General features: G+C 68.3%; 10 protein-coding genes. 3 read left to right on the top strand and 7 right to left on the bottom strand.

All coding sequences use genetic code 11. From position 1 onward, the window contains the following. The first annotated feature begins 169 nt into the window (after nt 1-169). The gene (locus tag AUL34_RS18435) at nt 170-2,449 is read left to right on the top strand and encodes an NADP-dependent malic enzyme (protein ID WP_156420991.1); all 2,280 of its coding nucleotides are present in this window, start codon (nt 170-172) and stop codon (nt 2,447-2,449) included. Nucleotides 2,450-2,617: 168 nt separating this feature from the next. Here the strand turns inward: AUL34_RS18435 and yjfF are convergent, their stop codons facing one another. From yjfF to AUL34_RS18405, 6 genes are all read right to left on the bottom strand, one after another. Next, the gene (yjfF, locus tag AUL34_RS18430; protein WP_061937044.1) at nt 2,618-3,580 is read right to left on the bottom strand and encodes a galactofuranose ABC transporter, permease protein YjfF; all 963 of its coding nucleotides are present in this window, start codon (nt 3,578-3,580) and stop codon (nt 2,618-2,620) included. 5 nt (nt 3,581-3,585) lie between these two features. Then, nucleotides 3,586-4,620: an ABC transporter permease gene (locus AUL34_RS18425; RefSeq protein WP_061937041.1), complete on the bottom strand. Its 1,035-nt coding sequence runs from the start codon at nt 4,618-4,620 to the stop codon at nt 3,586-3,588. Further along, entirely contained in the window at nt 4,617-6,131 is a 1,515-nt protein-coding gene (locus AUL34_RS18420; protein ID WP_061937038.1) for a sugar ABC transporter ATP-binding protein, read from the bottom strand. Before AUL34_RS18420 ends, AUL34_RS18425 begins: the two co-directional genes overlap by 4 nt. A 170-nt stretch (nt 6,132-6,301) precedes the next feature. Beyond that, nucleotides 6,302-7,270: a galactofuranose ABC transporter, galactofuranose-binding protein YtfQ gene (gene ytfQ, locus AUL34_RS18415; RefSeq protein WP_061937035.1), complete on the bottom strand. Its 969-nt coding sequence runs from the start codon at nt 7,268-7,270 to the stop codon at nt 6,302-6,304. Nucleotides 7,271-7,839: 569 nt separating this feature from the next. Further along, nucleotides 7,840-9,312, bottom strand: a complete 1,473-nt coding sequence (locus AUL34_RS18410; RefSeq protein WP_061937032.1) for a mannitol dehydrogenase family protein — start codon at nt 9,310-9,312, stop codon at nt 7,840-7,842. A 96-nt stretch (nt 9,313-9,408) separates the two neighbouring features. Further along, entirely contained in the window at nt 9,409-9,849 is a 441-nt protein-coding gene (locus tag AUL34_RS18405; RefSeq protein ID WP_061937154.1) for a MarR family winged helix-turn-helix transcriptional regulator, read from the bottom strand. Between the two features lie 254 nt (nt 9,850-10,103). Here AUL34_RS18405 and AUL34_RS18400 point away from each other — a divergent pair, with 254 nt between their 5' ends. Next, on the top strand, nt 10,104-11,687 hold the full coding sequence (locus tag AUL34_RS18400) for an aldehyde dehydrogenase (NADP(+)) (RefSeq protein WP_061937029.1): 1,584 nt from the start codon (nt 10,104-10,106) through the stop codon (nt 11,685-11,687). 48 nt (nt 11,688-11,735) lie between these two features. Here AUL34_RS18400 and AUL34_RS18395 read toward each other — a convergent pair whose 3' ends face one another. Beyond that, nucleotides 11,736-12,647: a LysR family transcriptional regulator gene (locus AUL34_RS18395; protein ID WP_061937026.1), complete on the bottom strand. Its 912-nt coding sequence runs from the start codon at nt 12,645-12,647 to the stop codon at nt 11,736-11,738. A 256-nt stretch (nt 12,648-12,903) separates the two neighbouring features. On the opposite strand from AUL34_RS18395, the gene AUL34_RS18390 reads away from it, so the two are divergent. After that, nucleotides 12,904-14,112 (top strand): ABC transporter substrate-binding protein, encoded by a 1,209-nt coding sequence (locus AUL34_RS18390; RefSeq protein ID WP_061937023.1) that lies wholly within the window; start codon nt 12,904-12,906, stop codon nt 14,110-14,112. The last annotated feature ends 1 nt before the right edge of the window (nt 14,113 follow it).

The following is a 14,113-nucleotide window of genomic DNA, read 5'->3' as shown; positions in this document are numbered from 1 at the left end:
GGCGGTCCGAAGCGCCGCGGTCGTCCCGCCGCCGACCGGCCATCCGATCCCGCAAACGCTGGCGTCTTCGCTGCACTGCCGCACGACGGACCCGTTGACGACGGCCGCTCCCCACGAAACAACGACCCTTGCGGCCGGCGATGAGCCTGGCCTACGAAGCGAGGGAATCATGGCCGACACGACGCGACGCAGCGGCATCCGCACCACCGATGCGGAGGCGCTCGCCTTCCATGCCGACGGACGTCCCGGCAAGCTGGAGATCGCGCCGACGAAACCCATGGCGACGCAGCGGGACCTCAGCCTGGCCTACTCGCCCGGCGTCGCCGTGCCGGTAAAGGCCATCGCCGAGGATCCGGCGCGCGCCTTCGACTACACGACGCGCGGCAACATGGTGGCCGTGATCTCCAACGGCACGGCGATCCTCGGCCTCGGCAATCTCGGGCCGCTCGCCTCCAAGCCCGTGATGGAGGGCAAGGCCGTCCTCTTCAAGCGCTTCGCCGACGTCGATTCCATCGACCTCGAGGTCGACACCGAAGACCCCGACACCTTCGTCAACGCCGTGCGCTATCTCGGCCCCTCCTTCGGCGGCATCAACCTCGAGGATATCAAGGCGCCCGAGTGCTTCATCATCGAGCAGCGCCTGCGCGAGCTGATGGACATTCCCGTCTTCCACGACGACCAGCACGGCACGGCGATTATCGCCGCCGCCGGCATCATCAACGCCCTGCATCTGACGGGGCGCGAGATGCGGGACATCAAGCTCGTCTGCAACGGCGCGGGCGCGGCTGGCATCGCCTGCGTCGAGCTTGTCAAGGCGATGGGCGTGCCGCACGACAGCGTCATCCTCTGCGACACCAAGGGCGTGATCTTCCAGGGTCGCACCGAGGGCATGAACCAGTGGAAGTCGGCGCACGCCGCCCATACGGACGCCCGGACCCTCGAGGATGCGATGCGCGGCGCCGACGTCTTCTTCGGCGTCTCGGCCAAGGGCGCGCTGACCCCCGAAATGGTGCGCTCGATGGCGGAGAACCCGATCATCTTCGCCATGGCCAACCCGGACCCGGAGATCACCCCGGAGGAGGCGCACGCGATCCGCGACGACGCGATCGTGGCGACCGGCCGCTCGGACTACCCCAATCAGGTCAACAATGTCCTCGGCTTCCCCTACATCTTCCGCGGCGCGCTCGACGTGCGCGCGACGCAGATCAACGACGCGATGAAGATCGCGGCTGCCGAGGCTCTGGCGGCGCTCGCCCGCGAGGACGTGCCCGATGCCGTCGCCTCGGCCTACAAGGGTTCGGGGCGTCCGAAGTTCGGCCGCGACTACATCATCCCCGCCCCCTTCGATCCACGCCTCATCACCCACATCCCGGAAGCCGTGGCCCGCGCCGCGATGGAGTCCGGGGTGGCGCGCAAGGACATCGCGGACTGGACCGCCTACCGCAACCAGCTCGCCTCGCGCCGCGACCCGACTGCCGGCACGTTCCAGAACATCTTCGCCAGCCTGCGCCAGCGTCCCCGCAAGGTCGTCTTCGCGGAAGGCGAGGAGGAGCAGGTCATCCGCGCCGCCACCTCCTACGTCACGCAAGGGCTCGGACAGGCGGTCCTCGTCGGGCGCGAGGACCGCATCCGCGAGACCGCTCGCTTTGCCGGCGTCGAGCTGAAGGACGGGATCGCCATCAACAACGCGCGCCTGTCGGACCGCACCAGCGCCTATTCCGAGCACCTTTACGGCCGCCTCCAGCGCCACGGCTACCTGCAGCGCGATTGTCATCGCTTGATCAACACCGACCGCAACCACTTCGCCGCCGCCATGGTGGCGCTGGGCGACGCAGACGCCATGGTCTCCGGCCTGACGCGCAACTACTCGGTCGTGCTCGACGACGTGCGACACGTCATCGACCCCAAGCCGAACCGCGCCGTGATCGGCATCTCGATCGTGATCGCCAGGGGGCGCACGACGTTCGTCGCCGACACCGCGGTCCACGATATGCCGGGCGCCCAGCAGCTTGCCCGCATCGCCACGGAAGCCGCGCGCTTCGCCCGCAAGCTCGGCCACACGCCGCGCGTCGCCTTCCTCGCCCACTCGACCTTCGGCCACCCCGCCTCCGAGCGGTCCGAGCGCGTGCGCGAGGCCGTCGCGCTCCTGTCGCAGAACAGCGTCGACTTCGAGTTCGATGGCGAGATGGGCGCCGATGTCGCGCTCAATCCCGAGCTGATGGCGCTCTATCCGTTCTGCCGCCTCACCGGACCGGCCAACGTTCTCGTCATGCCGGCCTTCCACTCCGCCTCGATCTCGACGCGTCTGGTGCAGGAACTCGGCGAGGCGACCGTGCTCGGCCCCGTGCTCGTCGGTCTCGAAAAGCCCGTCCAGATTGTCAAGCTCGGCGCCGCCGACACCGACATCGTCAACATGGCCGCCTTCGCGGCATTCTCGGCGGAGGGGTAGGGCTGGGGCGCCGCCCCTGCACCCCGCCAGGGGAATGATTCCCCTGGACCCCCATCTTTGGTGACATGGAAAAGGGGGCCGCCGGCCCCCTTTTTCCATGTCAAAAAGAAAGAAGGGTTCGGGAATTCATTCCCGAGCGGGGACCGGGGCGGCAGCCCCGCCCCTTCCTTACGCCGCGGCCGCGAGGCTGGTGCGTTTCGTCAGGCCGCGCTGCAGGGTGATGAAGGCGAAGAGGAGGATGCCGATGGCGATCTTGGTCCACCAGGACGAGAGCGTGCCGTCGAAGACGATGTAGGTCTGGATCAGGCCGGAGATCAGGATGCCGACGAAGGTACCGGCGACGAAGCCGACCCCGCCGGTGAGGAGGGTCCCGCCGATCACGACGGCGGCGATCGCATCGAGCTCGACGCCGACGGTCGCCAGCGAGTAGCCGGACGAGGTGTAGAGCGCGAAGACGACGCCGGCGATGCCGGCGAGCAGGCTCGACAGCGCGTAGATGCCGATTGTGACGCGGGCCACCGGCACGCCCATCAGCTCCGACGAGGTCCTGTCGCCGCCCAGCGCATAGACATAGGTTCCGAAGCGCGTCTTGTGCGCGATCACCATGCCAAGCGCGAAGACGGCCAGCATGACCATGGCGACGAAGGTGAGGCGACCGCCGGTGGGGATGGTCCAGTAGATCCGCTTCAGCGCGTCGAAGGCCGGATGGTCGATCGGCACGGACTCGGTGGTCAAGAGGTAGCAGCCGCCGCGTGCGAGGAACATGCCGGCCAGTGTGACGATGAAGGGCGGCGTCTCGAGCGTATGGATCATCGCGCCCATCAACGCGCCGAAGAGGGCCGATATCACGAGGATCGCCGCGATCATCGGGTAGGGGTGGTATCCGTCGCGAATGGTGACGGCGAGAAAGACGCCGGTGAAGGCGATCACCGAGCCGACCGACAGGTCGATGCCGCCGGACAGGATGACGAAGGTCATGCCGACGGCGACGATGCCGAGGAAGGCGTTGTCGGTCAGGAGGTTGGCGACGACGCGGGTGGACAGCATCGCCGGGAACTGCGCCGCCGACAGGGCGAAGGCGACGGCGAAGACGGCGACCGTGACGAGAAGGGGCAGAAAGCGCGCATTCATCGGCGTCAGACCTTGCGGGGATCGGCGGCGGTGGGCGCGGCGACCCCGGTTGCGGGCGGACGGCGCGCCGCCAGGAGGCTCGTCGCGCGCGCCATGGCGGGCGACTGCAGCACCAGGATCACGGCGATCAGCACGGCCTTCAGAATGAGGTTCATCTCCGGCGGGAAGCCGGACAAGAGGATGCCGGTGTTCATCGCCTGGATGATCAGGGCACCGACGAGCGCGAGCGGGATCGAGAAGCGCCCGCCCATCAGCGACGTGCCGCCGATGACGACCGCAAGGATCGCGTCGAGTTCGAGCCACAGACCGGCGTTGTTCGCGTCCGCGCCGCGGATGTCGGCGGCGGCGATGAGGCCGGCGACGGAGGCGCAGAGGCCCGACGTCATGTAGGCGGCGATGAGCACCGCCTTGGCGTCGACGCCGGCCAGTGCCGAGGCGCGGCGGTTGATGCCCGTCGCCTCGATCAGGAGGCCGAGCGCGGTGCGCCGCACGAGAAGGATGACGAGCACGGCCATCACCAGCGCGATCACCACCGGCATGGGCAGGAAGAGGAACGAGCCCGAGCCGATGAAGAACAGGGTCGGATCGTTGAAGGTGACGATGAAGCCGGAGGTGACGAGCTGCGCGATGCCGCGTCCAGCGACCATCAGGATCAGGGTCGCGATGATCGGCTGGATGTCGAGGACGGCGACGAGGATGCCGTTCCAGAGGCCGCAGAGGAGGCCGACGCCGAGCGAGGCGAGGATCACGAGCGGGATTGGCACGCCTGCGACGGTGAGGGTCGCGGCGACCGCGCCCGAGATCGCCATGGTGGCGCCGACGGAGAGGTCGACGCCCTTGGTCGCGATCACGAGCGTCATACCGATGGCGAGCAGCATCACCGGCGCGCCGCGGTTGAGGACGTCGATCAAGGGGCCGTAGAGCCGGTCGTTGCGCACGGCGAGGTCGAAGAAGGACGGGAACACCATCGCGTTGATGCCGAGCACGAGCGCGAGCGCCAGGAGCTGCGGCAGGGCCGATCTGAGGCGGGAGAGGCTCACGCGCGCGCTCCTTCCGTGGACGTGCCGGCAATGGTGCGCATGATGGCGGCGGGCGAGACGTCCTCGCCCGTGAGGTCGCCGAGATGGCGGCGGTCGCGCAGCACGCGCACGCGGTTCGCATAGGCGGTGATCTCGTCGAGCTCCGACGAGATGACGAGCATCGCCATGCCGTCCGCGCACAGCGTCTCGATCAGGCGCACGATCTCGGCATGGGCGCCGACGTCGATGCCGCGCGTCGGCTCGTCGAGGATCAGGAAGCTCGGCTCCGTCGCCAGCCAGCGGGCGAGGATCGCCTTCTGCTGGTTGCCGCCGGACAGGAGCCGGATCGGCTTCTCGATATCGGTGGTTCGGATATCAAGCGCCTTGACGAAGCGGTCGGATATGCGGATCTGCTCGCGCATCGACAGGGGCTTCGCCCAGCCGCGCCGGGCCTGCAATGCCAGAATGATATTCTCGCGCACCGACAGGTCGCCGACGATGCCCTCCACCTTGCGCTCCTCCGGGCAGTAGCCGAAGCCGGCGCGGATGGCCGCGCGAGGGTTGGCGAGGCGCACGAGCTTGCCGTCCACGAAGGCCTCACCCGTATCGGCTCGGTCGGCGCCGAAGACGAGGCGGGCGGTCTCGGTGCGGCCGGAGCCGAGAAGACCGGCGACGCCCACCGCCTCCCCCGGTCGGATGGCGAGGTCGAAGGGCTCGACGCTGCGGCGGCGGCCGAAATTGCGGAAGGCGACGCGCGGCTCACCAGCGGCGGCGGTGGCAGGCGTCTTGTGATGAACGGCCTCGCCCAGCTCGCGGCCCAGCATCATGGTGACGATGTCCATGCGCGAGGTCTCGGCGATCGCGCGCTCGCCGACGAGCCGGCCGTTGCGCAGCACCGTGGCGCGGTCGCAGACGGCGAAGACCTGATCGAGGAAATGTGTGACGAAGACGATCGCCATGCCCTGGTCTCGCAGGCGCCGCATCGCCGCGAACAGCATCTCGACCTCGGCGGCGTCGAGGCTCGCGGTCGGCTCGTCGAGGATCAGCACCTTGCCCGACACGTCCACCGCGCGGATGATGGCGACGAGCTGCTGGACCGCGACCGAGAGCTGGCCGAGCGTCGCGGAGGGGTCGACGTCGAGGCCGTAGGCCGTCAGGAGCTCCCGGGTCCGCCGGCGCATGGCGCGCCCATCGGTGAACCCAAAGCGCATCGGCTGGCGGCCGAGAAAGAGGTTCTCGGCGACCGACAGGTTGGGCAGGAGGTTGACCTCCTGATAGACCGTGCCGATGCCCAGGGCCTGCGCCTGCCGGCTGTCGGCCGGGTTGATCTCGGCGCCGTCGAGAAGGATGCGGCCGCCGTCGCGCCGATAGACGCCCGTCAGCGTCTTGATCAGGGTCGACTTGCCGGCGCCGTTCTCGCCGAGAAGCGCGTGGATCTCGCCGGCGCGCAGCGTCAGGTCTACGCCGTCGAGCGCCGTCATTCCGGCAAAGGTCTTGGTCAGCCCGCGAAGGGCCAGGAGATCGTGAGGCATAAAGTTCGCTCGGGTCCGATGAGCCGGGGGCGGGCCGTCGCGGATCTCGCCGCGAGCCGGCGCGGTCGGCCGTGCCGTCGCCGCCAAGGACCGCGCCGCCGGCCATGAAGTCAGGCCGGCGGCGCGGGGATCGTGGGCCGGACGGGACGAGACCCGTCAGACGGCTCGGCTCAGTAACCGAGGCCCTTCTTGGACTCCATCACCGCCTTCGGGTCGTCGGCCTGGGTGTAGAGCTTGGATTCCGTCTGGATCCACTTCTTCGGTTCGGTGCCGTCCTTCTTGTAGGCCTCCAGCGCGTCGAAGGCGGGGCCGGCCATGTTGGGCGTCAGCTCGACGGTGGCGTTGGCCTCGCCGGCCGCCATGGCGGCGAAGATGTCCGGCACGGCGTCGATCGAGACGACCATGACGTCCGAGCCCGGCTTCAGACCGGCTTCCTTGATGGCCTGGATCGCGCCGACGGCCATGTCGTCGTTGTGGGCGTAGACCGCGCAGATGTCCTTGCCGCCGTTCTCGGCCTTGATGAAGCTCTCCATGACTTCCTTGCCCTTGGTGCGGGTGAAGTCGCCCGTCTGCGAGCGGGTGAGCTTGATGTTGTCGTGGCCGGCGATCGCCTCCTCGAAGCCCTTCTTGCGGGCGATGGCGGGCGACGATCCCGTGGTGCCCTGGAGCTCCACGACGTTGCAGGGCTTCGAGCCGACCTGGCCGACGAGATAGTCGCCGGCGACCTTGCCCTCGTGGACCTGATCGGAGGTCACGGCCGTAAGATACAGGGAGTCGTCCGTCGTCTCGATGTTGCGGTCGAGAAGGACGACGGGGATCTCGGCTTCCTTGGCCTCTTCCAGGACGTCGTCCCAGCCCGTGGCGACTACGGGGGCGAGCAGGATCGCGTCGACGCCCTGCGCCACGAAGGAGCGGATCGCCTTGATCTGGTTTTCCTGCTTCTGCTGCGCGTCGGCGAATTTCAGGTCGATGCCGCGCTTCTCGGCTTCCTGGCGGGTCACCGCCGTCTCGGCGGCGCGCCAGCCCGATTCGGAGCCGACCTGCGAGAAGCCGACCACCATGCCGCTCTGCGCGAAGGCCGGGGCGCCCATCACGGTCGCCAACGCCAAGGCCGCTGCCAGCTTGCCCAACTTGCTCATGCTCTTCCTCCCTGATGCCGGACGAACGCCGGCCGAAAATTCCCCCGGCCTCCCGAGCCGGCGACGACGTCGAGCCATTCCGGCCGACATCCTTGCGGACCGCTGATCCGCAATAACTCATACAAGTTCTAAACCGCGGGATCTGTCAACACGATTTCTTGCATCGCAGAGGAAGAGCCGGGCAAGCCGATCCGGCGGTTCGCCGGACGGGCCTCGGTCATCTGCGCGGCGCATCGGTCGAAGCGATATGTCTGTGGATTGCGGGGTGTGCGATCAAATCCGCGGGGTCACGAAACCAGGCGGAAACAAGGCCGTTGTAGAAGCGAAGGGCCGACCACGAGGAGAGTTTCCGGTGCGCATCGAGACCATGGTGTCCGTCTTCGTCAACCTGACTGCACTGGCCATGCTGGCCGCGGGCACGACATTGGCCGTCGCAATCCTGTTTCCCTGACACACGGAGAGTGGACCGCCTCCCCCGGGGGAGGCCGACGACGACGGGAAACGACAAAGGGCCGGACCTCGAGGAGGTCCGGCCCTTTCGGTTCGCTGCCGTTCCGCGTGGGGAAGGCTCAGGTTGCCCTGCGCGCCAGATGCGCTTCCAGAACCGGGCGCACGCCATCGCGCCAGAGGGCCTGCAGGTGCCGCCCGAACGTATCGGCATAGAGGGCATTCGCGCCGAGATCGCCGAAGATGTCGCGCTGCTCCAGAAAGCGGCGGGGCTCGTCCTTGGCGGCGCGCGCGGCCGCCTGCAGCGTATCCCAATTCGGGTCGTTCGGCTCGATCGCGGTCCCGTCCTCCAGCGTGCCGTAGCAGTAGCGGCACCACAGCGCTCCGACGAGGGCGAGGCCCGAGATGTCCTCCCCTTTCGCCAGCCGCTCGCGCACGGACGGCAGGATGAACTTGGGTTGGCGGTTCGAGCCGTCGAGCGCCAGGCGCCGAAGCGTGTCGGCGATCGCCGGGTTGGCGAAGCGCGAGGTGACGGTCGCCAGGTAGTCCTCGCGGCTGACGCCTTCGATACTCGGGGCCGTCGGCAGCAGTTCGTTCTCCTCCACGTCGCGGAAGAAGCGCAGGACGAGGTCGTCGCGCATCGCGTCGTGCGCATAGGTGAGGCCGAGGAGCGCGGCGGGATAGGCGATCGTGGCGTGACCCGCGTTCAGGATGCGCAGCTTCATCAGCTCGTAGGGGGTGACGTCCTCCACGAAGGTGACGCCCACGGTCTCCAGCGCCGGGCGCCCATTGGGAAAGCGCTCTTCCACCACCCACTGGATGAAGGGCTCGCAGAACACCGGGCGCTTGTCCTCGATGCCGGTCTCGGCGCGCAGCGATTCGATCTGGCCGGGCGTCGTCGCGGGGGTGATGCGGTCCACCATCGAGTTCGGGAAGGCGACCGAGGTCTCGATATGATCGGCGAGCGCCGGATCCGCCTGGTGTGCGAGACCGGTCACGAGGCGGCGCGTCAGGTCGCCGTTATGGGGAAGGTTGTCGCAGCACAGGACGGTGAAGGGCGGGGTGCCCGCCGCACGCCGCTCGGACAGGGCGGCGACGATCAGACCGAAGACGGTGCGCGAGCCGGCAAGGTCGGCGGCATCGGCGACGAGGTCGGGATGGTCGAGATTGGGCTTGTCGCCCGACAGGTAGTAGCCGCCTTCCGTGATGGTGAGGGTGACGATGCGGATCGCCGGATCGGTCAGGACCGCCATCGTGGCGGCCCGGTCGCCCGGCTCCACGACACGGACCACCGAACCGATCACACGCGTCTGCCGCACGCCCTCGTCCACCTCGGTGACGGTGAAGAGCCCATCCTGGGCGGCGAGATCGGCGAAGGCCGCCTTCTCCTCGGGACGCACGCCGAGTCCGACGACCGCCCATTCATGTCCGGCCCCGGTGGCGAACAGGTCGTCGAGATAGACGCACTGGTGCGCGCGGTGGAAATTGCCGACGCCGAAATGCGCGATGCCGGGCACAAGGGCCGCCCGATCATAGGCCGGCACGCGTGCCACATCAGAGATTTCGGCCAGATTGCCGTTGCCGAGCGCCACCATCGTCGATCCTCCCTCGCGCGGCGCCGTCCGCGGCTGCCGTATTCGGGCGATCTCTTAGCGGATTCCTCCGCGCTGCGCACGCCTCGCGGCGAGGCGTCAGGCGGGATCGGCGGTGTTGAGCGCGTCCCGGATCGTGACGAGCTGGTGCCGAAGCTCGTTCAACTCCGTCATCGACGTGCCCGTCGCCGACTTGGCGGCTTCGGGGATCGGGCAGGCGTCTTCGCGAAGCGAGCGGCCGACGGGCGTCAGCGTGACCTCCACGACGCGTTCGTCGCGCGAGGAACGGGTGCGGCTGACATAGCCGGCCGTTTCCAGCCGCTTGAGCAGTGGGGTCAGCGTGCTGGAGTCGAGAAGCAGGCGTTCGCCGATGCTTCCCACGGTCTGCGGCTCCTCCTCCCACAGCACCATCATCACGAGATACTGGGGATAGGTCAGGCCCAGTCGATCGAGGCGAGGCTTGTAGAAGCGGTTGAACGCATGGGTTGCCGAATAGATGGCGAAGCAGAGCTGCTCGTCGAGGAGAATGTCCTTGCTCATCGCTTGGGCCGCCATGTCCTGCAATTGTCTGTCAATCTCCCATGCAGCAATGTGCACGGCTACGCAACATGTAGGTTGCAGGCATACGCTTACAGGTAACAGGCTCGCCTTACGATTTCCAACGAAATCCGGCGAATTGTCCGAGGAATTGCGATCGAACGGCACTGCCATGGTTCCCTCCGTCGCCCGGAGCCTGTAATCGGAGCGCGAGGTGACGGGTGCGCTGCGCCAGTCGCGACAGGACGGAGAACCCCATGACCATCCAAGGCGAGCAGATCATCGGCCAGGCCATCTCCAAGGGAGGGCAGGGCACGGTCTACGGAATCGAGGCCGCGACGGGCGCACAGCTCCAGCCCGCATTCGGCGGCGCCAGCAAGGCCGATCTCGACCGGGCCTGTGCCTTGGCCGAAACCGCGTTCGACGCCTTCCGCGAGACGAGCCTCGAGGCCCGCGCCAAGTTCCTGGAGACGATCGCCGACGAGATCCTGGCGCTGGGCGACGAGCTGATCGAGCGCTGCATGGCCGAGAGCGGCCTGCCGCGTCCGCGCATCGAGGGCGAGCGCGGCCGCACGATGGGCCAGTTGCGCCTCTTCGCGGGCGTCCTGCGCGACGGCGGCTATCTCGACGCGCGCATCGACCCCGCGATGCCGGACCGCCAGCCGCTGCCCCGGCCGGACCTGCGGCTGCGCAACGTGCCGCTCGGGCCCGTCGCCGTGTTCGGCGCGTCGAACTTCCCGCTCGCCTTCTCGGTCGCCGGCGGCGACACGGCCTCGGCGCTGGCTGCCGGCTGCCCGGTCGTTGTGAAGGCCCACTCGGCTCATCCCGGCACGTCCGAGCTCGTCGGGCGCGCGGTGCATGCGGCCGTCGCCAAGTGCGGCATGCCGGAGGGCACGTTCTCGCTCCTCTTCGCGGCCGAGCGCGCGATCGGCGAGGGCCTCGTCGCCGATCCCCGCATCAAGGCGGTCGGCTTCACCGGTTCGCGCACGGGCGGCACGGCGCTGATGAAGATCGCCGCCAACCGCCCCGAGCCGATCCCGGTCTATGCCGAGATGAGCTCGATCAACCCGGTGCTCCTGTTCCCGGCAGCGCTGCGGGACCGCGGCGCTGCGATCGGCAAGGCCTTCGTCGGCTCGCTGACGCTGGGCGCCGGCCAGTTCTGCACCAATCCGGGGCTCGTGATCGCCATCGAGGGCGAAGGTCTGGAGGCCTTCCTCAAGGCCGCGGAAGAAACGCTCGTGGCCGCGCCCGCCGCGGTCATGCTGACGCCCGGCATCTGCTCGGCCTATGCCAAGGGCGTCGCCGCCGTCGAGGGCCATGCCTCGGTCTCCGTGGTCGCCAAGGGCCTGGCCGGCGAGAACCTTCGCGGACAGGCCGCGCTGTTCCGCGTCTCGGCCGCCGACTTCGTCAAGTCGGCCGAGCTGCAGGAGGAGATGTTCGGCTCGGCCTCGATCGTGGTCGTGTGCCGCGACGCCGCCGAGATGAAGAGCGTCGTCGCGGCGCTGGAAGGTCAGCTGACCGCGGCAATCCACATCGCGGACGCCGACCACGAGGCCGCGCGCGCCGTCCTGCCTCTGCTCGAGCGCAAGGCCGGCCGCATACTCGTCAACGGCTTCGGCACGGGCGTCGAGGTGGCGCACGCCATGGTGCACGGCGGCCCCTATCCCTCCACGGCGGACGGTCGCTCCACCTCGGTCGGCTCCAAGGCGATCGAGCGGTTCCTGCGCCCGGTCTGCTACCAGGACCTGCCGGACGGCCTCCTGCCGGACGCCCTGAAGGATGCCAACCCGCTCGGCCTCTGGCGCCGCATGGACGGCAAGATGACCGCGCCGAAGGCGTAAGAGCCGATCGGCGATCGATCGAGAAGGCCGCCCCCGGGGCGGCCTTTTTCATGCGAGGAGCGGCTCGCCGGCGAAGATCGACCTGGCGGCGCGCGCCGTGTCGCGGATGAAGTCCGACAGGAGGCGGATACGCGGGGCACCGACGAGGTCGTCGTGGCAGATCAGCCAGTAGTCGCGCTCGATATGCACCTCGCGCGGCAGGATCGGCACGAGGTCGGGGTAGCGGCTGGTGATGAAGTAGGGCAGGACGCCGAGCCCGAAGCCGTCGCGCGTTGCCGCGAGCTGCGCATGGATGCTCGAGCTCTGGTAGCTCGCCCGCGTGCCCGGCAGGATCTCGCGGAGATAGTCGAGCCCGGGCGTGAAGATCATGTCCTCGATGTAGCCGATTACCGGATGGGACCCGAGGGCGCATGGCTCGGCGATCGGTCCCGAGGCGTCGAGATAGCCGCGCGAGGCGTAGACGAAGAGCCGGTAGGGCAAGATGCGCTCGCGCCGGTAGGGACCGCTCGACGGCGCATGAAGGGCCACCGACAGGTCCGCCTCACGGCGAGACAGGGAGACGATCTGCTGGATCGGCACGAGTTCGATCGACAGGGCGGGATGGCTGCGCGCGAGGCCGGGAAGCCGGTCGGCCAGGAAGAAGTTGCCGAAGCCCTCGGGCGTCGCCAGTCGCACCGTGCCGCGCGGGCTGGCGGGGCCTTCAGTGGCGGCCTCCGCGAACACCGCCGCGTCTCGCTCCATCGCCCCCGCCCGCTCCACCAGCCGCTCTCCCAGCGCGGTCAGCATGTAGCCGCGCGGCGAGCGCTCGAAGAGCCGAATGCCGAGATCCTTCTCCAGCCGGTCGAGACGGCGCGAGACGGTCACATGGTTCGTGCGCAGGATGCGCGCGGCCGACGACAGCTGACCGGTTCGCGCGACGGCCAGAAAATACTGCAGGTCGTCCCAGGCAAATTCGCTCAACCGCCGCTCCTGTCCGTACGTTTTTGTACAGAATGTTTTCGGAAATGAACATTCATATGGACGACGGCCGATGCTAGCCTTCGCGTATCGGCAGCACGACGGGACGGGAGGTCCTGGTGCTGCGGGCGAACGGCTTGAACCCGCGCGATCTCCAAGGACGCGGGACGGTCACTGGGAGGTTGCGCGACGGGGCTGGCGGTTCCGCTCGTCCGCGCGCGCCGTCTCCCGGGGTTCGCTGCAACCGGGAGGACCACGGATGACCAAGCTCGCCGCGCTTTCGACGCTTCTTCTCGCCGCCACCGTTCTGCCGGCCGCCGCCCAGGTGTCCGACGGCAAGGTGAAGATCGGCATCCTCAACGACCAGTCCGGCGTCTATGCCGACTTCGGCGGCCGCTGGAGCTTCGAGGCGGCGAAGATGGCGGTGGAGGATTACGGCGGCAAGGTGCTGGATGCGCCGATCGAGGTCGTCAACGCCGACCACCAGAACAAGCCCGACGTCGCCTCCAACATCGCCCGCCAGTGGTACGACACCGAGCAGGTCGATTCGATCATGGAGCTGACGACCTCCTCGGTCGCGCTGGCCGTGCAGGGTCTGTCCAAGGAGAAGAAGAAGGTCACGATCACGACCGGCGCGGCGACGGTGGAACTCACCGGCAAGCAGTGCAGCCCCTACGGCTTCCACTGGGCCTACGACACGCATGCGTTGGCGGTCGGCACCGGCGGCGCGCTGGTGAAGCAGGGCGGCGACACATGGTTCTTCCTCACCGCCGACTACGCCTTCGGCTATTCGCTGGAGGAGCAGACCTCGAACTTCGTGAAGGCCAACGGTGGCCAGGTGCTCGGCTCTGTGCGCCATCCGCTCTCGACCACCGATTATTCCTCGTTCCTCCTCCAGGCCCAGTCGTCCGGCGCCAAGGTGATCGGCATGGCGAACGCCGGCCTCGACACCGCCAACGCCGTGAAGCAGGCGGCCGAGTTCGGCATCGTGCAGGGCGGCCAGCGCCTCGCGGCATTGCTCTTCACGCTGGCGGAAGTCCACGGTCTCGGCCTCGAGGCGGCGCAGGGGCTGTCGCTGACGGAAGGGTTCTACTGGGATCGCGACGACGAATCGCGTGCCTTCTCCCAGAAGTTCTTCGAGCGCACCCAGCGCATGCCCAACATGATCCAGGCCGGCACCTATTCGGCCGTGACGCAGTATCTGAAGGCGATCGAGAAGGCTGGCACCGACGAGACCGAGGCCGTGTCGAAGGCTTTGCACGAGATGCCGGTCGAGGACGTCTTCGCGCGCGGCGGCAAGGTCGGCGCCAACGGGCGCATGATCTACGACATGTACCTCATGGAGGTGAAGACGCCGGCCGAGAGCACGAAGCCCTGGGACTACTACAAGGTGCTCGCCACCGTTCCGGGCGCCGAGGCCTATATCGATCCGGCCAAAAGCGGCTGTTCGCTGGTGGCGACGCAGTAGG

Origin of the sequence: Aureimonas sp. AU22 (genome assembly GCF_001463745.1) — a bacterium.
GTDB lineage: Bacteria > Pseudomonadota > Alphaproteobacteria > Rhizobiales > Rhizobiaceae > Aureimonas.
The sequence above is the reverse complement of the archived record's forward strand: the minus strand, read 5'-3'. Positions and strand labels throughout refer to the sequence as shown.